The organism is Kitasatospora sp. NPDC056531 (genome assembly GCF_042794375.1).
Lineage (GTDB): Bacteria > Actinomycetota > Actinomycetes > Streptomycetales > Streptomycetaceae > Kitasatospora.
This window is the reverse complement of sequence record NZ_JBHTTU010000357.1, coordinates 1-1,412: the sequence shown is the minus strand read 5'-3', so window position 1 is coordinate 1,412 and position 1,412 is coordinate 1. Positions and strand designations below refer to the sequence as shown.

Below are 1,412 nucleotides of genomic sequence, written 5' to 3'. Positions count from 1 at the left end.
CTGGAGCTGGCGCTGCGCGCCGGTGAGCGTGCGGGTTGTGAGCACGTGGAGGAGCTGACGCTGGAGGCGCCGCTGGTGGTGCCCGAGCGCGGTGGCGTCCAGATCCAGCTCGCCGTCGGCGCACCGGACGAGACCGGCCGCCGTTTCCTGACCCTGCACTCCCGGGTCCATGAGGAGACCGACGGGGACCTGGAAGCCGAGTGGGTCCGCCACGCTACCGGCACGCTCAGCACAGGACCGGCGAGCACGAGCACGAGCGCGGACTGGTCCGTGTGGCCGCCTCGGGATGCCGAGGCCGTCGACGTCACGGATCTCTACGACCGCCTGACCGGGCGGGGCTTCGCTTACGGCCCGGTGTTCCAGGGCCTGCGCGCGGCCTGGCGTCGCGGCGATGAGGTGTTCGCCGAGGTCGCGCTGCCCGTCGACGAGCACGCGGCGGCGGCCCGCTTCGGCCTGCACCCCGCCCTGCTCGACGCGGCCCTCCACGCGGTGGGGCTGGGCGACTTCCTCGGCGAGGACGACCGGGGCCGGCTGCCCTTCTCCTGGTCGGGCGCGTCCCTGCACGCGGTCGGTGCCACGGAACTGCGCGTCCGGTTGGCGCCGGCGGGCACGGACGCGGTCTCGGTGGAGGTGGCCGACACCACGGGCACCCCGGTCACCACGGTGGAATCGCTGGTCCTTCGCCCGGTGTCGGCGGAGCAGATCAGTGCCGCGCAGATGGCCGTGCGGGACTCGCTGTTCCGTCTCGACTGGACCGCGCTCACCGCTCCGGCAACGGCAGTTGAGCAGACCGCGGACCGATGGGCCTGGCTGGGCGAGGTGCCCGCCGGGCTGGCGGGTGTGGCCGGTGACCGGTACGCGGACCTGGCGGCGCTGGGCACGGCGGTCGACGGTGGGGCCGACGCTCCGAGCGTGGTCGTCCTTCCGGTGGCGATTGCCGACGAGGACGTGATCACCGGTGCCCGTGAGACTGCGGTCCGGGTGCTGGAGATCGTCCAGGCCTGGATTGCCGATGAGCGCTGGTCCGCTTCGCGGCTGGTCCTGCTGACCAGGGGTGCGGTCGCGCCCGAGCCGGGCACCGAGCTGACTGATCTGGCCGCCGCCTCCGTGTGGGGTCTGGTGCGCTCCGCGCAGGCGGAGCACCCGGAGCGGTTCGTCCTGCTCGACATCGACGCCGCGAGCGGTGCAGATGACGAGGCGGACGGCGAGGAGCTGTCGGGTGTGCTGCCGTGGGCGCTGGCTGCGGGTGAGCCGCAGCTGGCGGTGCGCGGTGGCACGGTGTGGGTGCCGCGACTGGCCCGCGCCGCCGGCTCGGGTGCGGGGCTGGTCGCGCCGTCGACGGTCGCCTGGCGTGCCGAGAAGGGCGCGAACGCGACCCTGGAGGGTCTCTCCCTGGAGCCGTGCGACGCGGC

1 protein-coding gene is annotated in these 1,412 nt (G+C 74.3%); it reads left to right on the top strand.

Annotated features, from left to right (window positions below; translation table 11 throughout):
• Positions 1-45: 45 nt before the first annotated feature.
• A partial coding sequence (locus ACFQ87_RS46395; protein WP_380617078.1) for a polyketide synthase dehydratase domain-containing protein occupies positions 46-1,412 on the top strand: 1,367 nt, incomplete at its 3' end.